Annotated in this window: 13 protein-coding genes; 11 read left to right on the top strand and 2 right to left on the bottom strand. The window is 71.7% G+C overall.

Annotation, left to right across the window (positions count from 1 at the left end):
- Positions 1–159: 159 nt before the first annotated feature.
- From mtrA to ACZ4WZ_RS28200, 6 genes are all read left to right on the top strand, one after another.
- Positions 160–849 (top strand): two-component system response regulator MtrA, encoded by a 690-nt coding sequence (mtrA, locus tag ACZ4WZ_RS28225; protein ID WP_189747360.1) that lies wholly within the window; start codon positions 160–162, stop codon positions 847–849.
- 1 nt (position 850) lies between these two features.
- Positions 851–2,818: an MtrAB system histidine kinase MtrB gene (gene mtrB / locus ACZ4WZ_RS28220; protein ID WP_467894587.1), complete on the top strand. Its 1,968-nt coding sequence runs from the start codon at positions 851–853 to the stop codon at positions 2,816–2,818.
- Positions 2,805–4,685 carry an LpqB family beta-propeller domain-containing protein gene (locus ACZ4WZ_RS28215; RefSeq protein ID WP_467894585.1) on the top strand — a complete coding sequence of 627 codons (1,881 nt, stop codon included), beginning with the start codon at positions 2,805–2,807 and terminating at the stop codon, positions 4,683–4,685. Before mtrB ends, ACZ4WZ_RS28215 begins: the two co-directional genes overlap by 14 nt.
- Before the next feature lie 76 nt (positions 4,686–4,761).
- Positions 4,762–5,520, top strand: a complete 759-nt coding sequence (locus ACZ4WZ_RS28210) for a ComF family protein (RefSeq protein ID WP_467894583.1) — start codon at positions 4,762–4,764, stop codon at positions 5,518–5,520.
- A 362-nt stretch (positions 5,521–5,882) separates the two neighbouring features.
- A complete protein-coding gene (gene hpf / locus ACZ4WZ_RS28205) occupies positions 5,883–6,578 on the top strand; it encodes a ribosome hibernation-promoting factor, HPF/YfiA family (protein WP_007264438.1) in 696 nt (231 codons plus the stop codon).
- Between the two features lie 185 nt (positions 6,579–6,763).
- Positions 6,764–7,495, top strand: coding sequence for a response regulator (locus tag ACZ4WZ_RS28200; protein WP_467894581.1), 732 nt, complete (start codon positions 6,764–6,766; stop codon positions 7,493–7,495).
- A gap of 19 nt (positions 7,496–7,514) precedes the next feature.
- On the opposite strand, the gene ACZ4WZ_RS28195 is transcribed toward ACZ4WZ_RS28200, so the two are convergent.
- Positions 7,515–8,675, bottom strand: coding sequence for a winged helix-turn-helix domain-containing protein (locus tag ACZ4WZ_RS28195; protein WP_467894602.1), 1,161 nt, complete (start codon positions 8,673–8,675; stop codon positions 7,515–7,517).
- A gap of 15 nt (positions 8,676–8,690) precedes the next feature.
- Positions 8,691–9,272 (bottom strand): GNAT family N-acetyltransferase, encoded by a 582-nt coding sequence (locus tag ACZ4WZ_RS28190; RefSeq protein WP_467894579.1) that lies wholly within the window; start codon positions 9,270–9,272, stop codon positions 8,691–8,693.
- Positions 9,273–9,498: 226 nt separating this feature from the next.
- On the opposite strand from ACZ4WZ_RS28190, the gene secA reads away from it, so the two are divergent.
- From secA to ACZ4WZ_RS28165, 5 genes are all read left to right on the top strand, one after another.
- On the top strand, positions 9,499–12,294 hold the full coding sequence (secA, locus tag ACZ4WZ_RS28185) for a preprotein translocase subunit SecA (RefSeq protein ID WP_467894577.1): 2,796 nt from the start codon (positions 9,499–9,501) through the stop codon (positions 12,292–12,294).
- Between the two features lie 1,534 nt (positions 12,295–13,828).
- The gene (locus ACZ4WZ_RS28180; protein ID WP_467894575.1) at positions 13,829–14,278 is read left to right on the top strand and encodes an Rv3235 family protein; all 450 of its coding nucleotides are present in this window, start codon (positions 13,829–13,831) and stop codon (positions 14,276–14,278) included.
- Positions 14,279–14,383: 105 nt separating this feature from the next.
- Positions 14,384–14,884 (top strand): DUF6912 family protein, encoded by a 501-nt coding sequence (locus tag ACZ4WZ_RS28175; RefSeq protein WP_467894573.1) that lies wholly within the window; start codon positions 14,384–14,386, stop codon positions 14,882–14,884.
- Positions 14,881–15,549 (top strand): HAD family hydrolase, encoded by a 669-nt coding sequence (locus tag ACZ4WZ_RS28170; RefSeq protein ID WP_467894571.1) that lies wholly within the window; start codon positions 14,881–14,883, stop codon positions 15,547–15,549. The genes ACZ4WZ_RS28175 and ACZ4WZ_RS28170 overlap by 4 nt, the downstream gene beginning before the upstream one ends.
- 367 nt (positions 15,550–15,916) lie before the next feature.
- Positions 15,917–20,884 carry an NAD-glutamate dehydrogenase gene (locus ACZ4WZ_RS28165; protein ID WP_467894570.1) on the top strand — a complete coding sequence of 1,656 codons (4,968 nt, stop codon included), beginning with the start codon at positions 15,917–15,919 and terminating at the stop codon, positions 20,882–20,884.
- The last annotated feature ends 126 nt before the right edge of the window (positions 20,885–21,010 follow it).

Raw genomic sequence — 21,010 nt, 5'->3', positions numbered from 1 at the left:
GGGACCGGCCGTCCCCCGGATCCCGCGCCGCCCGCCCTTCAATTGTCGCGCGGATCCGGGGCAGACTGGTCGTCCTGATCTCCACGCAGGTCCGAGGGGCGATTTCCAGCCCTTTTGGCTGTGGGACAGCTCACCGCCGGGTAACGATTAGCTAATGGGATGATGTCAACCATGAAGGGACGCGTCCTTGTCGTCGACGACGACACCGCGCTGGCCGAGATGCTCGGCATTGTGCTGCGTGGAGAAGGTTTTGAGCCGTCGTTCGTAGCGGACGGCGACAAGGCACTGGCTGCCTTCCGGGAGGCCAAGCCGGACCTCGTGCTGCTCGACCTCATGCTGCCCGGACGGGACGGCATAGAGGTGTGCAGACTGATCCGGGCCGAGTCGGGCGTGCCTATTGTCATGCTCACCGCCAAGAGCGACACGGTGGACGTGGTGGTCGGCCTGGAGTCCGGCGCCGACGACTACATCGTCAAGCCGTTCAAGCCGAAGGAGCTGGTGGCCCGTATCAGGGCGCGTCTGCGCCGGTCGGAGGAGCCCGCGCCCGAGCAGCTCGCCATCGGTGACCTGGTCATCGACGTGGCGGGGCACTCGGTCAAGCGCGACGGCGCCTCCATCGCGCTGACCCCGCTCGAGTTCGACCTGCTGGTCGCCCTCGCCCGCAAGCCCTGGCAGGTCTTCACCCGCGAGGTGCTGCTGGAGCAGGTCTGGGGCTACCGGCACGCGGCGGACACCCGCCTGGTCAACGTGCACGTGCAGCGCCTGCGCTCCAAGGTCGAGAAGGACCCGGAGCGCCCCGAGATCGTCGTGACGGTGCGGGGTGTCGGCTACAAGGCCGGACCCAGCTGACGTGCAGCCCGGCAAGGCCCGGGGCGGCTCCCGCTGGGGAGCCCTGCGGGGCGCCCGGCTGCTCCAGGACGGAGCACCCGGCGGCCCGCTCCTGCGGCTGTGCGTACGCCTCGTACGCCGGCCGCTGCTTCCGGCTGTCCGGATCTGGCGGCGCAACATCCAGCTCCGGGTGGTCGCCGCCACCCTGCTGATGTCGCTCGCCGTGGTCCTCGCACTGGGCTTCGTCGTCATCGCCCAGGTCTCCGAGGGGCTCCTCGCCGCCAAGGAGGAGGCCGCCCAGAGCCAGGCCGCCGGAGGGTTCGCGGTCGCACAGGAGAAGGCCAACACCCCCTTCGCCGCCGACGGACCCGACGCCACCGACAACAAGGTCGGCAGGGACGCCAGCACCTGGATGAACTCGCTCGTCAAGCAGCTCGCCAGCGGCGGCCAGACCGCCTTCGAGGTGGTCGCGCTCGGCGCCGGCACCGGCGAGCAGGCCGCACCGGGCGCCCAGGGCGTCAAGGGCGCCCGCGCCTCCGGGAACGTCGACCCGACCGCGAGCGTCCCGCCGGCGCTGCGCCGCTCCGTCAACCACGCCACCGGCACTTTCAAGACGTTCTGGCAGATCCGGTACACCGCCGGGGCCGGGGAGAAGCCCCCGGCGCCCGCGCTGGTCATCGGCAAGCGGCTCACCGACATCAACGGCGACCCGTACGACCTGTACTACCTCTTCCCGCTCGGCCAGGAGGAGGAGTCCCTCAACCTGGTCAAGAGCACCATCGCCACCGCCGGCCTGTTCGTCGTCGCCCTGCTCAGCGCCATCGCCTGGCTCGTGGTGCGCCAGATCGTCACCCCCGTACGGATGGCCGCCGGCATCGCCGAGCGGCTCTCGGCCGGGCGGCTCCAGGAACGGATGAAGGTCACCGGCGAGGACGACATCGCCCGCCTGGGCGAAGCCTTCAACAAGATGGCCCAGAACCTCCAGAACAAGATCCAGCAGCTGGAGGAGCTGTCGCGGATGCAGCGCCGGTTCGTCTCGGACGTCTCGCACGAGCTGCGCACCCCGCTGACGACGGTACGCATGGCCGCCGACGTCATCCATGACGCCCGGGTCGACTTCGACCCGGTCACCGCGCGCTCCGCCGAGCTGCTCGCCGGACAGCTCGACCGCTTCGAGTCGCTGCTCTCCGACCTGCTGGAGATCAGCCGCTTCGACGCGGGCGCCGCCGACCTCCAGGCCGAGCCCATCGACCTGCGGGACGTCGTACGCCGCGTCATCGACGGTGCCGAACCGCTCGCGGAGCACAAGGGCACCCGGATCCGGGTCCTCGGCGACACGCAGCCCGTCATCGCCGAGGCCGACGCCCGGCGCGTGGAGCGGGTGCTGCGCAACCTCGTGGTCAACGCCGTCGAGCACGGCGAGGGCCGCGACGTGGTGGTCCGGCTGGCCTCGGCCGGCGGTGCCGTCGCGGTCGCCGTCCGCGACTACGGGGTCGGGCTCAAGCCCGGCGAGGCCACCCGCGTCTTCAACCGCTTCTGGCGGGCCGACCCCGCGCGGGCGCGCACGACCGGCGGCACCGGCCTCGGCCTGTCCATCGCCGTCGAGGACGCCCGCCTGCACGGCGGCTGGCTCCAGGCCTGGGGCGAGCCCGGCGGGGGCTCCCAGTTCCGCCTGACCCTGCCCCGGACCGCCGACGAGCCCCTGCGCGGATCCCCGATCCCGCTGGAGCCCGAGGACTCCCGGGCCAACCGCGCCAAGGCCGCCGCCGGCGACCCCGGACGCGCGGGCGGGCCCGGCGGCCCCGGCACGCAGCCCGACGGGCGCACCGAGCGCCCCGACCGCGACCCGATACCGCCCAGGCCGGCGGTCGCCACCGCCCAGCCGGTGCCCGCCGACCCCACGGCGCTGCCCGGCAACGGCTCCCGGGTCGTGGCCAGGCCCGCCGATCAGAGCGCAGCACAGGAGGATGGAACCGGTGGAGGACGCTGAGCGCGCGTCGGCAGGCGTACGGGACCGCGTACGGGGCGAACGGGCCGGGACGGCCGGGCGGCACCGGGCCGCCCTGGTCGCGCTGGCCCTGGGGGCCGTCGGACTGCTGATCGGCGGCTGCGCCTCCATGCCCGAGCGGGGCGAGATCCGCCGGGTGGAGGCCTCCCAGGGCGTCGACTCGCAGGTCCGCGTCTTCGGTGTGCCGCCGGCCGACAAGGCCAGCCCGGCCGACATCGTCGACGGCTTCCTGGAGGCCATGACCAGCGACGACCCGCAGCTGGCGACCGCCCGCAAGTACCTCACCCAGGACGCCGCGGAGAACTGGCGGCCCGGCTCGGCGGTCACCGTGCTCTCCGCGGGCCTCGGCCGGGTCCCCGCCCCGGGGGACAAGGAGTCCGAGGAACCGCGCTGGAAGATCTACGGCAAGAAGCTCGCGACCGTGGACGAGCGCAGCGCGTACCAGCCGGAGACCGGCGGCGGACGTTACGAGGAGTACCTCCAGCTGGTCCAGGTCAACAAGCAGTGGCGGATCGCGACCCCGCCCAGCAGCCTCGTCCTGAGCGAGTCCGACTTCCAGCGCATCTACAAGCCCGTCAACAAGTACTACTTCGCCGGGAACGCCCTCGTCACCGACCCGGTGTACGTGCGCCAGCGCACCGACCCCGACTCCCGCCGGGACCCGACCACGCAGACCGTCCAGTCCCTGCTGGCCGGGCCCTCCAAGTGGCTCGGCCCGGTCGTCTCCACCGCCTTCCCCACCGGCAGCGAACTGCGCGAGGGCACCAAGTCCCTCTCGTACGACGGCCAGAACACCCTGCGCGTCCCGCTCAACCCCATCGCCGCGAACGTCGCGCAGCCGCAGTGCCAGAAGATGGCCACCCAAATCCTCTACACGGTCCGGGACCTGACGAGCTCCAAGCTGGACCGGGTCGAACTGCTGCGCGCCGACGGCAAGGCATCGGCGTGCTGGGTCACCGGTTCGGCGGCCGCGGGCATCGCCAACCGCCCGCCGGCGCCCGAGCACCAGTACTACGTCGACAAGGACGACAGGCTCGTGCGGCTGATGCTCGACGCCAACAGCGAGGAGCAGCAGCAGGACAAGCCGGAGCCGGCCCCCGGCCCGCTGGCCACCGCCGCCGGTTTCAAGGTGGGGTCGGCGGCCGTGACGTACGACGAGAAGCGTGCCGCGGTCGTCTCCCGGGACGGGCACAACCTGTTCGTGGTGACCCTGACGACGGCGGGCCCCATGCCGCAGCAGCCGCTGCTGTCCAGCAGGTCCGGGAAGCTCACCGCGCCGAGCTGGGACGCGCGGGGCGACCTGTGGATCGCGGACCTCGACCCGCAGAGCCAGGGCCTGTGGCGGGTGCCGGGCGGTACCGGCACCCCGCAGAAGGTGGACGTCGCCGGGCTCGACGGCGGCCGGATCAGCGGGCTGAAGGCCTCCTCCGACGGGGTGCGCATCGCGCTGCTCGTGGAGAAGGAGGGCGGCCGCAAGAACCTGTTCATCGGGCGGATCGAGCGGCCCGAGGGCAAGGGGGACTCCTCGCGGGTCTCGGTGCGCGAGCTGCGTCCCGCGGCTCCCCAGATGGCGGAGGTGACGGCGATGAGCTGGGCGCCGCACGGCCGGCTGCTGGTGGTGGGCCGCGAGAGCGGCGGCGTCGACCAGGCCCGCTACATGCTGGCCGACGGGTCGATGGTCGCCGCGAGCCTGCCCGGGGCCACGGGGCTGAGCGCGATCGCGGCCTCGGAGGACGAGAGCAAGCCCGTGGTCGCCGCCTCCAGCGAGGACGGCATCGTGTGGCTGCCGTCGGGCGCGCAGTGGCGCACCGTGGCGGCGGGCGCCCGGGCCCCGGTCTACCCGGGCTGACGTCAGGGGCGGCTCCGCGCCGCGGCGGCCGTCCACAGGGGTCGCGGGCTTCCGCGCGGCCCGTCAGGGTGGACGGGTGCGGGAGTGGTGGCGGGAGCTGGCCGGGCTGGTCCTGCCGGCGGAGTGCGCCGGCTGCGGGGCCGGGCGCGTGGTGCTGTGCGGGGCGTGCCGGCACGCCCTGAGCGGGCCGGGCGCGGGGCGGGTGCGTCCGGTGGCGCGCCGGGAGGGCCCGGCGGGCCTGCCTCCGGTGTACGCGGGGGCCCGCTACGAGGGGGCCGTACGGGCGGTCGTGCTGGCCCACAAGGAGCGCGGGGCGCTGCCCCTGGCCGGCCCGCTCGGGGCCGCCCTCGCGGCGGCCGTGGCCCGCACGGGGGACGGCGGGGCCCGCGGGGCGGAGCTGGTCCTGGTGCCGGTGCCGTCCGCGCGGCGGGCGGTGCGGGCGCGCGGGCACGACCCGGCGCGGCGGATCGCGCTGGCCGCGTCGGCACGGCTGCGCCGGGCCGGGGCGCCCGCGCGCGTGGCGCCCGTACTGAGGCTGCGGCGGGCCGTCGCGGACCAGGCGGGGCTGGGGGCGCGGGAGCGGCAGGAGAACCTCGCGGGCGCACTGGAGGTCCGTCCGGGCGGGGCCGCGCTGACGGCCGGCGCTCGGATCGTGCTCGTGGACGACGTGATCACCACCGGAGCGACGCTCGCGGAGGCGGCCCGGGCGCTGCGCGCGGCGGGGCTGCGGGCGGACGCGGCGGCCGTGGTGGCGGCGCCCGCGCGGTCCTTCCAGGGGGTCCCGGGCGGCCGCGGCCCGGACGGCGACCCGGACAGAGCACAAACGCGTGAATAGTTTTGGAACCCCTGGGGAATGCGCATCGTTGCAGGTAGTAAGAGGGAACGCCCACCTGATCGGAGGTACGTTCCGGTAGCGGGTGCCGAGAACCGCCTTTGAGAGATATGTTCGGTTGTGAGGAACTGGCGATCCTTCGGCCCCGGGTATCGGAGCACCAGTCCGTCTGTTTATTGGAATCTTCGTGCAGTACCTGCGAGGGGGGCTCTCTCTACTCCGAAGTCGGTGGGATGTAGATCTTGCCGATGGGGGAGGAGGAGGTGAAAGTCGCCAAGTCCGAGGCTCCGGTGTTCACCGGAGCCTGGTGCGAAAGGGAGACGCTTCGCCGTTGGTGGCGGAGGTCTCCGGGAACGGAGTTCTGCGTGGACATCGTCGTCAAGGGCCGCAAGACCGAGGTGCCCGAGCGGTTCCGCAAGCACGTGGCCGAGAAGCTGAATCCGGAGCGGATCCAGAAGCTCGACGCCAAGGTGATCAGCTTGGACGTCGAGGTGTCCAAGGAGCACAACCCGCGCCAGGCCGACCGTTCCGACCGCGTGGAGATCACTCTGCACTCGCGGGGCCCGGTGATCCGTGCCGAGGCCGCCGCCGCCGACCCGTACGCGGCGCTCGACCTGGCACAGGACAAGCTGGAGGCCCGGCTGCGCAAGCAGCACGACAAGCGCTTCACCCGCCGTGGCACCGGACGGCTCTCGGCGGCCGAGGTCGCCGACCGCGTGCCGGGCGTCGCCACCCTCAACAGCAACGGCGAACCGGTCTACGAGGACATGGAGGAAGGGGTTCCGGTCAAGCGGATCGGCTCCCTCGAGGTCCAGGGCGAAGGCCCGCTCATCGTCCGGGAGAAGACCCACTCGGCCCGGCCGATGTCGCTCGACCAGGCTCTGTACGAAATGGAACTGGTCGGCCACGACTTCTATCTGTTCGTCGACTCCGAGACCAAGATGCCCAGCGTCGTCTACCGGCGCCACGCCTACGACTACGGCGTGATCCACGTGGACCCCGACGGTGCGTCGAGCTCGGAGCCCTCCGGAGCGGGTGCGGGCGGCGCGCTCGGAGGCTGAAATTCAACCGTCGCCCCTGCGGAACGCGCGCGTTCCGCAGGGGCACCCGCATGACTCGTATGAGCCATATGGATTTCGCCAGAACCCCGACCCGCAGCGCGGGCATGGAATCATGTCGGGCAGTCAACCGGCGGCCGACCCGGCCGGGTTGGCCCAGCAGCTCAGCACATGCAGGGGGAGGAACGATGGCGGACAGCTTCGGGCCGGCGCGCGGTGACGACGGCGCCGGCTGCCGTGGCGCGCAGGACCCGGCCGGTGAGCCGATCCGGGTGCTCGTGGTCGACGACCACGCCCTCTTCCGGCGCGGACTGGAGATCGTCCTCGCCCAGGAGGAGGACATCCAGGTCGTCGGCGAGGCCGGGGACGGGGCGGAGGCTGTGGACAAGGCCGCCGACCTGCTGCCGGACATCGTGCTGATGGACGTACGGATGCCGCGGCGCGGCGGGATCGAGGCGTGCACCTCGATCAAGGAGGTCGCCCCCTCCGCGAAGATCATCATGCTGACGATCAGCGACGAGGAGGCGGACCTCTACGACGCCATCAAGGCGGGCGCCACCGGGTACCTGCTCAAGGAGATCTCCACGGACGAGGTCGCGACGGCGATCCGCGCGGTCGCCGACGGGCAGTCGCAGATCAGCCCCTCCATGGCGTCGAAGCTGCTCACCGAGTTCAAGTCGATGATCCAGCGCACCGACGAACGGCGGCTGGTCCCGGCACCGCGGCTGACCGACCGGGAGCTGGAGGTCCTCAAGCTGGTGGCCACGGGGATGAACAACCGGGACATCGCCAAACAGCTGTTCATTTCCGAGAACACCGTGAAGAACCACGTGCGCAACATCCTGGAGAAGCTCCAGCTGCACTCCCGGATGGAGGCCGTCGTGTACGCGATGCGGGAGAAGATCCTGGAGATCCGCTAAGGGCTGTCCGGGGCAGCCCTCAGGGCCGCCGGGCGGCCAGCTCCGCCGAGACGGCCGCCGCCTCCCGGGCGTCCTGCGCGCGCTCCACCCGTACCTCCTCGCACCCCACCCACCGGGCGGCCTCCCACAGGGCCTCGGCCATCGCGCCCGCCGCCCCGGGCGTGGCCAGCGAGAGCTGGCGGGCCACCAGCGTGCGGCCCTCACGGCCCGGGTCGACGCGCCCCTGGAGCCGGCCGCCGGCCAGCAGCGGCATCGCGAAGTACCCGTGTATCCGCTTCGGCTTGGGGACGTACGCCTCCAGGCGGTGCGTGAACCCGAAGATCCGCTCGGTGCGGGGACGGTCCCACACCAGCGAGTCGAACGGGGACAGCAGCGTCGTACGGTGGCGGCCGCGCGGGACGGTGGCCAGCGCCCCGGGATCCGCCCAGGCGGGCCTGCCCCAGCCCTCCACCGTCACCGGCACCAGCCCGGAGTCCGCGATCACCGCGTCGACCTGCTCCCCCTTGAGCCGGTGGTAGTCCGCGATGTCGGCGCGGGTGCCCACCCCCAGGGACTGCCCGGCCAGCGCGACCAGGCGGCGCAGGCACTCCCGGTCGTCCAGGTCGTCGTGGAGCAGGGCGTCCGGCACGGCCCGCTCGGCCAGGTCGTAGACCCGCTTCCAGCCGCGCCGCTCGCAGCAGACCACCTCACCGGTGTCGAGCAGCCACTCCACGGCGATCTTGGTCTCGGACCACTCGAACCACTCGCCGCCGTTCTTCGCGCCGCCCAGCTCGGTGGAGGTCAGCGGGCCGTCGGCCTTCAGCCGGTCCAGGACCGCCCGCGTCGAGCGCTCCTTGTCCTGGAGCACGTGCCAGCGGTGACCGCGCGCCCGCCGCTCCCGGCGGCGGAACGCGAAGTGCGGCCACTCCTCGATCGGCAGGACGCACGCCGCGTGCGACCAGTACTCGAAGGCGTGGCTGTCGCTCCAGTACGCCTTCTCCACCGCCTCCCGGCCCACCGCGCCCAGGCGCGCGTACGGGATCAGCTCGTGCGAGCGGGCCAGTACCGAGATGGTGTCCAGTTGCACGGCGCCCAGGTGGCGCAGCACCCCCCGGACGCCGCCCCGGCGGTCGGGCGCCCCGAGGAACCCCTGCGCACGCAGGGCGATCCGGCGCGCCTCGTCAGCGGACAGCGAGAGCATCGTCATGCCGCGAGCCTAGGACGCGGCACTGACAGCGGGCAGGTACGGGAGGCGGGAGGGCAGGCCGAGGTCGCCGGGCAGCAGGGCGCCGACCCAGCAGTCGCGCAGGGTGCCGCGCAGGTCGAGCGCGGCGCGCAGGGTGCCCTCGACGCGGAATCCGGCCTTTTCCGCGACGGCCCGCGAGGCCGCGTTGCCCACGGCGGCGCGCCACTCCAGCCGGCCGGCGCCGACCTCGGTGAACAGCCAGCGGGCGACCCCGCCGAGGGCCTCGGTCATGTAGCCGCGGCCGCGGTGCTCCGCGGCGACCCAGTAGCCGACCTCGTACGCCTGGGGGCCGCGCACATGCACGCCCACGGCGGCGACCAGCGGGCCCCGCGCCCCGAGCCGCACCGCGAAGCCGTACTCGCGGTCCTCGCGCCAGCCGCCGGGGGAGAGCTCGTCGACCCAGGCGCGCGCGTGCGCCCGCTCGTACGGGGAGGGCACGACCGTCCAGCGCTGGATGTCGGGGTCCTGGCAGGCGGCGTACACCTCCTCCGCGTCGTCGGGGGCGAAGGGCCTCAGCAGGAGGCGTTCGGTGGTCAGCGTGACGGGCTCCATGAACGGAGTGTGGCGGAGCGGGGTAACCCGGGCGAGGGGTTTTCGTTCGCACCGGCACCGAATGCGGTTCCCGTACGTTCTCATTCCGGGCGCCCGTGCCCTGCGGACACGGCGGACCTCCCGACGCGACCACGTCCTCGCTTACGATGGCCGTTGCGGTGGGGCCCACCTGCCGTGCCCGGCTACGTAAAGTGCCCAGGCCCGACCGGCAAGGAGACCAGCCTCAGTGTCCGTCTTCAACAAGCTCATGCGTGCAGGCGAAGGCAAGATCCTGCGCAAACTGCACCGCATCGCGGACCAGGTCAACTCCATCGAAGAGGACTTCTTCAACCTCTCCGACGCCGAGTTGCGCGCACTCACGGACGAGTACAAGCAGCGCTACCAGGACGGCGAGAGCCTCGACGACCTGCTGCCGGAGGCCTTCGCGACGGTCCGCGAGGCCGCCAAGCGCGTCCTCGGCCAGCGGCACTACGACGTGCAGATCATGGGTGGCGCGGCGCTGCACCTCGGCTACGTCGCCGAGATGAAGACCGGTGAGGGCAAGACCCTCGTCGGCACCCTCCCCGCCTACCTCAACGCCCTCTCGGGCAAGGGCGTCCACCTGATCACGGTGAACGACTACCTCGCCGAGCGCGACTCCGAGATGATGGGCCGGGTCCACAAGTTCCTCGGTCTGAACGTCGGCTGCATCCTGGCCAACATGTCGCCGGCCCAGCGCCGCGAGCAGTACGACTGCGACATCACGTACGGCACGAACAACGAGTTCGGCTTCGACTACCTGCGCGACAACATGGCGTGGTCGAAGGACGAGCTGGTGCAGCGCGGCCACAACTTCGCCGTGGTCGACGAGGTCGACTCGATCCTCGTCGACGAGGCCCGCACCCCGCTGATCATCTCCGGCCCGGCCGACCAGGCCACCAAGTGGTACGCCGACTTCGCCAAGCTGGTCACCCGCCTGACCAAGGGCGAGCCGGGCAACCCGCTCAAGGGCATCGAGGAGACCGGCGACTACGAGGTCGACGAGAAGAAGCGCACCGTCGCCATCCACGAGGCCGGTGTCGCCAAGGTCGAGGACTGGCTCGGCATCGACAACCTCTACGAGTCGGTGAACACCCCGCTCGTCGGTTACCTCAACAACGCGATCAAGGCCAAGGAGCTCTTCAAGGCCGACAAGGACTACGTCGTCATCGACGGCGAGGTCATGATCGTCGACGAGCACACCGGCCGTATCCTCGCCGGCCGCCGCTACAACGAGGGCATGCACCAGGCGATCGAGGCGAAGGAAGGGGTGGACATCAAGGACGAGAACCAGACCCTCGCCACGATCACCCTGCAGAACTTCTTCCGCCTCTACTCGAAGCTCTCCGGCATGACCGGTACGGCCATGACCGAGGCCGCCGAGTTCCACCAGATCTACAAGCTCGGCGTCGTCCCGATCCCCACCAACCGGTCGATGCAGCGCAAGGACCAGCCCGACCTCATCTACCGCACCGAGGTCGCCAAGTTCGCCGCCGTCGTCGACGACATCGCGGAGAAGCACGAGAAGGGCCAGCCGATCCTCGTCGGCACCACCTCGGTCGAGAAGTCCGAGTACCTCTCGCAGCAGCTCTCCAAGCGCGGCATCCCGCACGAGGTGCTCAACGCCAAGCAGCACGAGCGCGAGGCCCAGATCGTCGCCCAGGCCGGCCGCCGAGGCGCCGTCACGGTCGCCACGAACATGGCCGGCCGCGGTACCGACATCAAGCTCGGCGGCAACCCGGACGACCTCGCCGAGGCGGAGCTGCGCCAGCGCGGCCTCGACCCGGAGGAGCACATCGAGGAGTGGGCGCACGCCCTGCCCGAGGCGCTCGCCAGGGCCGAGGCGGCCGTGAAGGCCGAGTTCGAGGAGGTCAAGGAGCTCGGCGGGCTGTACGTGCTGGGCACCGAGCGCCACGAGTCGCGCCGCATCGACAACCAGCTCCGCGGCCGCTCCGGCCGACAGGGCGACCCGGGCGAGTCCCGCTTCTACCTGTCGCTCGGCGACGACCTGATGCGCCTCTTCAAGGCGCAGATGGTCGAGCGCGTCATGTCCATGGCCAACGTGCCGGACGACGTCCCGATCGAGAACAAGATGGTGACGCGCGCGATCGCGTCCGCCCAGTCGCAGGTCGAGACCCAGAACTTCGAGACCCGCAAGAACGTCCTGAAGTACGACGAGGTCCTCAACAGCCAGCGCGAGGTCATCTACGGCGAGCGCCGCCGCGTCCTGGAGGGCGAGGACCTGCACGAGCAGGTGCGCTTCTTCATGGACGACACCATCGACGCCTACATCGCGGCCGAGACGGTCGAGGGCTTCGCCGAGGAGTGGGACCTCGACCGGCTGTGGGGCGCCTTCAAGCAGCTCTACCCGATCAAGGTCACGGTGGAGGAGCTGGAGGAGGCGGCCGGCGACCGCGCGGGCATCACCGCCGAGTTCATCGCCGAGTCCGTCAAGGACGACATCCACGAGCAGTACGAGGCGCGCGAGAAGACCCTCGGCTCCGAGGTCATGCGCGAGCTGGAGCGGCGCGTGGTGCTGTCGGTCCTGGACCGCAAGTGGCGCGAGCACCTCTACGAGATGGACTACCTGCAGGAAGGCATCGGCCTGCGGGCGATGGCCCAGAAGGACCCGCTGGTCGAGTACCAGCGGGAGGGCTTCGACATGTTCAACGCCATGATGGAAGGCATCAAGGAGGAGTCCGTCGGCTACCTGTTCAACCTGGAGGTCCAGGTCGAGCAGCAGGTCGAGGAGCTTCCGGTGCAGGCCGCGGCGCCGTCCATGGTGAAGGAGCCGGTCCCGGCGGCGCGCCCGGAGATCCGCGCCAAGGGCCTGGAGGCCCCGCAGCGCCCGGACCGGCTGCACTTCTCCGCCCCGACGGTCGACGGTGAGGGCGGCGTCATCGAGGGCGACTTCGACGCGGACGCCGCGGGCGGCGACGGCATGACCCGCGCGGAGCGCCGCAAGGCGCAGAAGGCCTCGGGCGGCCGGCGGCGCAAGAAGTAACCCCTTCGGGGGAGGTAGATCGGGGCCGGACACCTTGGGGTGTCCGGCCCCGGTTGCGTGTGGAGGCGGGGTGCCGGGGGCGGGGTGCGGCGGGGCCGTCTCAGGGAGGGGCCGGGGGTTTCCCGTCAGTCCCATCGTCCTTCCGTGTCGTGCCGGTCCCTCAAGGGCGCTCACTTCGTTCGCGTCGCTACGCGATGGCCTTCGGCCACCCTTGACCGACCGACCCGCCCCGGAAAGCCGAAAGACTGCCGGGAAGCCCCCGAAGGAACGGTCACGGGGCAGGAGGAGGGGAGCGGCTCCCTCAGCGACGAGACGGGCGGCCGGGCGTCGGTCCACCGGGCATCCGGGCCCGCCAAGAGCCTGCCCCAGAGCCGGGGGCCCGGCTACCCGCACCCCATGCCCACCAGAGCAGCACAGGGAGCCGGTGGGCGCGTCAGATCGCTACGCGCTCCTGTCGGCTTAGCGTCCGACGACCGTCCGGGGCTGATACCCGCACCACATGTTGATCAGGGCAGCATCCGGCAACGGCGGGCGCGTCGGATCGTTACGCGCTTCCGCCAGCAAGCGTCTGCGGCCCGGCTGTGGTGATCGCGAGCCGCCTGCGAGGTGGATTGCTCCTTTTATCCCTCTTTGTCGAGCGTGAGCGAGACCGGAAGGGTCTCTGTCGGAGTCTGCGGTTGAAAAAGGCATCCCCAGACTCCGACAGAGAGTCGAGAGGCCTCCGAGAGGCCCACGAGATGGCTCCGGACGGTCCGTTCCTCTCAAAGCACCCCTCAAAGCTCCCGTCCAACGCATCTCAGCCCCAGACGGCCGTCAGCCGCCGGGAAATGAGGAGCGCGTAGCGATCTGACGCGCCCACTCGTTTCCCTCGCTGCCCTGATCACCATGTGGTGCGGGTATCGGCCACGGACGGTCGTCGGACGCCATGCCGGGAGGAGCGCGTAGCGATCTGATGCGCGGGGGTGGACCGCCGGGGTCTCTGGGGGCCCGGATGCCCGGTGAGCCGTGGTCTGGCGTCTCGTCTCGTCGCTGAGGGAGCCGCTCCCCTTCTCCTGCCCCGTGACCGTTCCTTCGGGGGCTTCCCGGCAGTCTTTCGGCTTTCCGGGGCGGGTCGGTCGGTCAAGGGTGGCCGAAGGCCATCGCGAAGCGACGCGAACGAAGTGAGCGCCCTTGAGGGACCGGCACGAACCGGAAGGACGATGGGACTGACGGGAACCCCCCGGACCTCCCTGAGACGGCCCCGCCGCACCCCACCCCCGGCACCCCGCCCCCACCCCACCCCCCCTGCCGCCGCAAGGGTGACGGGCCGTCCCCCATCGGGCGCCCCGAGAGGGGGTTTCCGGCGTCCACCTGAAGCCCCTTCTGGAGGGTGCTCGGGGCTTTCCGGTGGGGGGTCGTCCCACGGATAGGTGAACTCGGGCGGGGTTTTCGCCGGGGTCCGCGGGCGGTTGCGGAGCGTGTTCGGCGGTCGTAGAAATCCCGCATCAAGTTACCGCCCGGTACCGCCGGGCTCGGTCTGATCGGGGGAATCGCCATGGACACCACCACGCGCGGCACGATCGGCGGCGAGGGCAGCCGCAGCAGGCCCGGAGGGGGGAGCCGAACCCGGCCCGCCGGCCGCCGGGACCAGCGGCGTCCGGCGGGGGTGCCGCGGCAGGTGCGCCGGCTCGCCCCGCACGACTGGTTCGCGGAGCGCCTGCTGGCCGTGCTGAGCGGTCAGCGCCCCGTCCATTCGCTGCTCGGTCTCACCGTGGGCGAGGCGTACGAGCAGCTGGTCACCCTGGCGCCCGCCGGACCGCTGCGCGACCGCCTGCGCCCGGTGCTGCGTCACTGCGGCCGTTTCCACCCCGGCCCCGGGGTGATCGAGGCCTTCGCCCGCATCGCGACGGGGGACCGGGTCTCGGCGATGGCCTTCCGGCTGGAGCAGGGCCCCGACCGCCGCTGGCGGTGCGCCGCCGTCGAGATCCGCGGCCCGCGGCCGTAGCGTCCGTCGGGGCACCCCTCGCCGATACCCGCGGGTACCCCTCCCCGGGCGGGGCCCCGCCAGTCGTATCCTGAGGGCGTTTCCGACTACCGAAAGCAGCCGGCCATGCGCTTGTACGTCCCCCTGACCCTCCCCGGGCTCGCCGAGGCGCACAAGGCGGGACAGTTGGGGCCCGCCCCGGTCCGTGCGTACGCCGTGACCCCCGCGCTGCGGGAGTGGTACGTGTCGGACGACATCGAGGAGCTGGAGTACGCCGCCCTCGGGCGGGCCGCGCTCGCCTCGCTGCGGATGCTGGCCGCGGACCCGGCCGCTCCGCGCAGGCGGGTCGTCGTCGCCCTCGACGTCGACGACAAGGCCGTCACCGCCGTGCCCGGGCTGGACGAGGCCACCCTCGGACAGGTCACCCTCGCCGCCCCCGTGCGCCTCGCCGCGGCCGCGGCCGTGCACGTCGACGCCGATGACGCCGAGGGCGACGTCGCGGCCGCCGCCGCGGCGCTGGAGGCCGCCGACGCGGGGGACGACGACGCGCGGTTCACCGTGGACGGCGCCGAGGACCACGAGCTGCTCTGGTTCGGGATCCAGGAGATCCCCGGGCTGCTGGCATGAGAGCCGGTACGGCCCACATCGTGTGGGACTGGAACGGGACGCTGCTGCACGACATCGACGCCGTCATGGTCGCCACCAACGCCTCCTTCGCGGAGCTCGGCTTCCCCCCGATCACGCTGGAGCGCTACCGCGACCTGTACGTCGTCCCCGTGCCGAAGTTCTACGAGCGGCTGATGGGCAGGGTGCCCACCGACGCCGAATGGGTCGTCATGGACGAGGCCTTCCACCGCCACTACTGGGCCGCCGCCGAGGACGCGGGGCTCGCCGAGGGTGCGCTGGAGCTGCTCCGGGACTGGCAGGCGGACGGGCTCACCCAGTCCCTGCTGTCCCTCGCGCCCCACGAGAAGCTGGTGCCCCTGGTCCACGCGCACGGCATCCACGGGCACTTCCTGCGCGTCGACGGGCGTACCGGGCCCTCGCACACCTCCAAGGCGGGGCATCTCGTACGTCATATGGAGGCATTGGAAGCAGCCGGTGTGACCGTCGGCCGTACGGTCCTCGTGGGAGACGCCGTGGACGATGCGACGGCCGCGCAGCACGTGGGGGCGCACGCCGTCCTGTATACGGGGGGCTCGCACAGTCGGGCCAGCCTGGAGTCCGCGGGGGTGCCCGTCGTGGACAGCCTGGCCGAGGCCGTGGCCGTGGCCCGTGAGCTGGCCGGATAGGGCATGGGCGGGACGATCCGGCCACGCGGCTGGCCAGACTGTCCAGGTTTTGACCCCGGATTTGTACAGATGCAGTGAATGACGACCGGGGGGTGGGGCGAGATAGCCTTGTACCCGTGATCAGCGCGATAGTCCTCGGGGGCACTGATGCCCCCGGCCCGCGCCCGGCGCGTCCTCGCGGCCGGGCCCTCGCTGATCCCCGCCGCCGGGACCTGTCGATCATGGTCGAAGCCTTCCCGGGCGGCTCTTCCGACGCCACGGCGTCACAACCGATCCGGACGGACATACCGCCTCATAGCGGCGCTTTGTCATTCCTTCCTTCACCACCTACGTCACGCAATGGCGCGTTGACAGGGAGCCAGAGGACATGCAGACCAAGCTGGACGAAGCAAAGGCCGAGCTGCTCGCGCGGGCGGCACGGGTAGCTGAGAACAGCCCGGCCGGGGGGCTACTTCCGACTGGGTCCGAGCAGGGGGAGCGTCCTGGCCAGGGCGCGACGCTCGCCTACCTCCAGCGCTACTACCTGCACACCGCCCCCGAGGACCTCGCCGACCGGGATCCGGTCGACGTGTTCGGCGCGGCGCTCTCCCACTACCGGCTCGCCGAGAACCGGCCGCAGGGCACCGCCAACGTCCGCGTGCACACGCCCACGGTCGAGGAGAACGGCTGGACCTCCAGCCACTCGGTCGTCGAAGTGGTCACCGACGACATGCCCTTCCTCGTGGACTCCGTGACGAACGAGCTGTCCCGTCAGGGCCGCGGCATCCACGTCGTGATCCACCCGCAGGTCGTCGTACGCCGTGACGTCACCGGCCGGCTGATCGAGATCCTGGGCCCGGACTGCGACGCCCACGGCCCCAGGACCGCGCGCCCCCACGACTCCCTCGTCGAGTCCTGGATCCACGTAGAGATCGACCGCGAGACCGACAAGGCCGACCTCAAGCAGATCACCGGCGATCTGCTGCGCGTCCTGTCCGACGTCCGCGAGGCCGTCGAGGACTGGGAGAAGATGCGCGACGCCGCGCTGCGCATCGCCGACGAGCTGCCGAAGGAGCCCACCGCTCCCGACCTGCGCGAGTACGAGCTCGAAGAGGCCCGCGAGCTGCTGCGCTGGCTGGCCGACGACCACTTCACCTTCCTCGGCTACCGCGAGTACGACCTCGTCGACGGTGACGCCCTGTCCGCCGTGCCCGGCACCGGCCTCGGCATCCTGCGCTCCGACCCGCTCCACCACGGCCAGGAGGACGCGCACCCCGTCTCGCCGTCCTTCAACCGGCTGCCCGCCGACGCCCGCGCCAAGGCGCGCGAGCACCGTCTGCTGGTGCTGACCAAGGCGAACAGCCGCGCCACCGTGCACCGCCCCTCGTACCTCGACTACGTGGGCGTGAAGAAGTTCGACGCCAACGGCAACGTCGTCGGCGAGCGCCGCTTCCTCGGCCTGTTCTCCTCCGCCGCGTACACCGAGTCCGTGCGCCGCGTCCCGGTGATCCGCCGCAAGGTCAGCGAGGTCCTGGAGGGCGCCGGCTTCGCGCCGTCCAGCCACGACGGCCGCGACCTGCTCCAGATCCTGGAGACCTACCCGCGCGACGAGCTGTTCCAGACCCCGGTCGACAAGCTCCGCGAGATCGCCACCTCCGTGCTGTACCTGCAGGAGCGCCGCCGGCTGCGGCTGTACCTGCGCCAGGACGAGTACGGCCGCTACTACTCGGCGCTGGTCTACCTGCCGCGCGACCGCTTCACCACCGGTGTCCGGCTGCGCCTGATGGACATCCTGAAGGAGGAGCTCGGCGGCACCAGCGTCGACTTCACCGCCTGGAACACCGAGTCGATCCTCTCCCGCATCCACTTCGTCGTCCGCGTCCCGCAGGGCACCGAGCTGCCGCTGCTGACCGACGCCGACGTCGAGCGCGTCGAGGCCCGTCTGGTCGAGGCCGCCCGCTCCTGGGCGGACGGCTTCGGCGAGGCGCTGACGGCCGAGCTGGGCGAGGAGCGCGCCGCCGAGCTGATGCGCAAGTACGGCACCTCCTTCCCCGAGGGTTACAAGGCGGACCACTCGCCGCGCGCTGCCGTGGCCGACCTGTGCCACCTGGAGAAGCTCTCCGCCAGCGACCGTCCCTTCGCGCTCTCCCTCTACGAGCCCGTCGGCGCGGGCCCCGGCGAGCGCCGCTTCAAGATCTACCGCACCGGTGAGCAGGTCTCCCTCTCCGCGGTCCTGCCGGTCCTCCAGCGCCTGGGCGTCGAGGTGACCGACGAGCGGCCGTACGAGCTGCGCCGCGCCGACCGGGTCAGCGCCTGGATCTACGACTTCGGCCTGCGCATGCCGCTGTCCACGGGCAACGGCGACGCGTACCTCGGCGACGACGCGCGCGAGCGGTTCCAGGAGGCCTTCGCGGCCGTGTGGACCGGCGAGGCCGAGAACGACAACTTCAACACCCTCGTCCTGGGCGCCGGCCTCACCTGGCGTCAGGCCGTGGTGCTGCGCGCGTACGCCAAGTACATGCGCCAGGCCGGCTCCACCTTCAGCCAGGACTACATGGAGGACACCCTCCGCAACAACGTCCACACCACCCGGCTGCTGGTCTCGCTCTTCGAGGCGCGGCTGTCGCCCGGCCGCCAGGCCGCCGGCACCGAGCTGATCGACGCGATGCTGGAGGAGCTGGACGGGGCCCTGGACCAGGTCGCCTCGCTGGACGAGGACCGCATCCTGCGCTCCTTCCTGACGCTGATCAAGGCGACCCTGCGGACCAACTTCTTCCAGCTGGACGAGGAGGGCAGGCAGCACTCCTACGTGTCGATGAAGTTCGACCCGCAGGCCATCCCCGACCTGCCGGCCCCGCGCCCCGCCTTCGAGATCTGGGTGTACTCCCCGCGAGTCGAGGGCGTCCACCTGCGCTTCGGCAAGGTCGCCCGGGGCGGTCTGCGCTGGTCCGACCGGCGTGAGGACTTCCGTACGGAGGTGCTCGGCCTGGTCAAGGCGCAGATGGTCAAGAACACCGTGATCGTGCCGGTCGGCGCCAAGGGCGGCTTCGTCGCCAAGAACCTGCCGGACCCGTCGGTGGACCGCGACGCGTGGCTCGCCGAGGGCATCGCCTCGTACAAGATCTTCATCTCGGCGCTGCTCGACATCACGGACAACATGGTCGGCGGCGAGGTCGTGCCGCCGAAGGGCGTGGTCCGTCACGACGAGGACGACACCTACCTCGTCGTCGCCGCCGACAAGGGCACCGCGACCTTCTCCGACATCGCCAACGGCGTCGCGGAGTCGTACGGCTTCTGGCTGGGCGACGCCTTCGCGTCGGGCGGCTCGGCCGGTTACGACCACAAGGGCATGGGCATCACCGCCCGCGGCGCCTGGGAGTCCGTCAAGCGGCACTTCCGCGAGCTGGGGCACGACACCCAGACCCAGGACTTCACGGTCGTCGGCGTCGGCGACATGTCCGGCGACGTCTTCGGCAACGGCATGCTGCTCTCCGAGCACATCCGCCTGGTCGCCGCCTTCGACCACCGGCACATCTTCATCGACCCGACCCCGGACGCGGCCACCTCGTACGCGGAGCGCCGCCGCCTGTTCGAGCTGCCGCGCTCCTCGTGGGCGGACTACGACACCGCCCTGCTGTCGGCGGGCGGCGGCGTCCACCCGCGCAGCGCCAAGGCCATCCCGGTGAACGCGCACATGCGCGACGCCCTCGGCATCGAGGCGGGCGTCACCAAGATGACCCCGGCCGAGCTGATGCAGGCCATCCTCCAGGCCCCCGTGGACCTGCTGTGGAACGGCGGCATCGGCACGTACGTCAAGGCGACCGCCGAGACGCACGCGGACGTCGGCGACAAGGCCAACGACGCCATCCGCGTCAACGGCTCCGAGGTACGGGCCAAGGTCATCGGCGAGGGCGGCAACCTGGGTCTGACCCAGCTCGGCCGCATCGAGTTCGCCCGCGTCGGCGCCGGCGGCGAGGGCGGCAAGGTCAACACCGACGCCATCGACAACAGCGCGGGCGTGGACACCTCCGACCACGAGGTGAACATCAAGATCCTGCTGAACGCGGTGGTCGCGGACGGCGACATGACCGTCAAGCAGCGCAACAAGCTGCTCGCCGAGATGACCGACGAGGTCGGCTCCCTGGTGCTGCGCAACAACTACGCGCAGAACACGGCCCTGGCCAACGGCTCCGCCCAGGCCCCGAGCCTGCTCCACGCCCAGCAGCGCTTCATGCGCCGCCTGGGCCGGGAGGGACTGCTGGACCGCCAGCTGGAGTTCCTGCCCAACGACCGGCAGATCCGCGAGCTGCTCAACGCCGGCAAGGGCCTGACCCAGCCGGAGCTGGCCGTGCTCTTCGCCTACACCAAGATCACGGTGGCGGACGAGCTGATCCACACCGCGCTGCCGGACGACCCGTACCTGCGCCGCCTGCTGCACGCCTACTTCCCGGCCGCCCTGCGCGCGAAGTTCCCCGAGCAGATCGACGGGCACGCGCTGCGCCGGGAGATCATCACCACCCTGCTGGTCAACGACACCGTGAACACCGGCGGTTCGACCTTCCTGCACCGTCTGCGGGAGGAGACCGGCGCCTCCACGGAGGAGATCGTCCGGGCGCAGCTCGCGGCCCGCGAGATCTTCGGCCTGGCCGAGGTGTGGGACGCGGTGGAGGCGCTGGACAACCAGGTCGCCGCCGACGTCCAGACCCGGGTGCGGCTGCACTCGCGGCGCCTGGTGGAGCGCGGTACGCGCTGGCTGCTGAACAACCGGCCGCAGCCGCTGCAGATCACCGAGACCATCGAGCTCTTCGGGGCCCGGGTGTCGGAGGTCTGGGCGCAGCTGCCGAAGCTGGTGCGCGGCGCGGACCTGGAGTGGTACCAGTCGATCATGGACGAGCTGACCGGTGAGGGCGTGCCGGAGGAGCTCGCGGCGAAGGTGGCCGGCTTCTCGTCCGCCTTCCCGACGCTGGACGTCGTCGCCATCGCGGACCGGACGGGCGTGGACCCGCTGTCCGTCGCCGAGGTGTACTACGACCTCGCCGACCGCCTGGACATCACGCAGCTGATGGACCGCATCATCGAGCTCCCGCGGTCCGACCGCTGGCAGTCGATGGCCCGCGCGTCCATCCGCGAGGACCTGTTCGCGGCGCACGCGGCGCTGACGGCCGACGTGCTGGCCGTGGGCGACGGCTCCTCCACTCCCGCGGAGCGCTTCAAGGCGTGGGAGGAGAAGAACGCGGCGATCCTCGGCCGGGCCCGGACGACCCTGGACGAGATCCGGGGCTCGGACGACTTCGACCTGGCGAACCTGTCGGTGGCGATGCGGACGATGCGTTCGCTGCTGCGCTCGCACGCGTAGTCGCCGGCGGAGCCGGCGGCGGACACGGGCCGGGGGGGGGGGGGGGGGGGGGGGGGGGGGGGGGGGGGGGGGGTGGGGGGGGGGGGGGGGGGGGGGGGGGGCAGTTTTGTCGAATGACACCCGGAG

The organism is Streptomyces sp. NPDC029122 (assembly GCF_055569445.1).
This window is presented reverse-complemented; position numbering and strand designations above follow the sequence as displayed.

Coding starts and splice junctions, on each gene's coding strand:
- ACZ4WZ_RS28200 (WP_467894581.1), top strand. CDS start 6,764: ATGGCGGACAGCTTCGGGCCGGCGCGCGGTGACGACGGCGCCGGCTGC.
- ACZ4WZ_RS28170 (WP_467894571.1), top strand. CDS start 14,881: ATGAGAGCCGGTACGGCCCACATCGTGTGGGACTGGAACGGGACGCTG.
- ACZ4WZ_RS28175 (WP_467894573.1), top strand. CDS start 14,384: ATGCGCTTGTACGTCCCCCTGACCCTCCCCGGGCTCGCCGAGGCGCAC.
- ACZ4WZ_RS28165 (WP_467894570.1), top strand. CDS start 15,917: ATGCAGACCAAGCTGGACGAAGCAAAGGCCGAGCTGCTCGCGCGGGCG.
- ACZ4WZ_RS28195 (WP_467894602.1), bottom strand. CDS start 8,675: ATGCTCTCGCTGTCCGCTGACGAGGCGCGCCGGATCGCCCTGCGTGCG.
- ACZ4WZ_RS28190 (WP_467894579.1), bottom strand. CDS start 9,272: ATGGAGCCCGTCACGCTGACCACCGAACGCCTCCTGCTGAGGCCCTTC.
- mtrA (WP_189747360.1), top strand. CDS start 160: ATGATGTCAACCATGAAGGGACGCGTCCTTGTCGTCGACGACGACACC.
- ACZ4WZ_RS28180 (WP_467894575.1), top strand. CDS start 13,829: ATGGACACCACCACGCGCGGCACGATCGGCGGCGAGGGCAGCCGCAGC.